The following is a 239-nucleotide window of genomic DNA, read 5'->3' as shown; positions in this document are numbered from 1 at the left end:
TCCTGTTCAGTGCCGGGGTGGCGCTGGCCTACAGCCTCGCACCGCGCGCGGCGGATCCCCCGGTGCGGCCGGCGCCGGCCCGCACGCTGCTGCAGCGTGCGCCGCGCATCCTGCTCGCCGGTGCGCTGCTGCACGTGCTGGCATGGTGCCTGTTCGCGCTGCCGGCCGACCGGCTGTGGGGCGCGCTGCAGCGCATCGCCGTGTGCGTTTCGGTGGGCGGGCGGCTGGAGATCAACACC

At 75.7% G+C, this 239-nt stretch carries 1 pseudogene; it reads left to right on the top strand.

What is annotated here, in order from left to right:
* Window positions 1-239, top strand: a pseudogene (locus tag ACQG3P_RS23030) (DUF5009 domain-containing protein); the annotation flags it as partial.

It is taken from the genome of Stenotrophomonas sp. SrG (assembly GCF_050031795.1).
GTDB lineage: Bacteria > Pseudomonadota > Gammaproteobacteria > Xanthomonadales > Xanthomonadaceae > Stenotrophomonas > Stenotrophomonas rhizophila_A.
The sequence above is the reverse complement of the archived record's forward strand: the minus strand, read 5'-3'. Positions and strand labels throughout refer to the sequence as shown.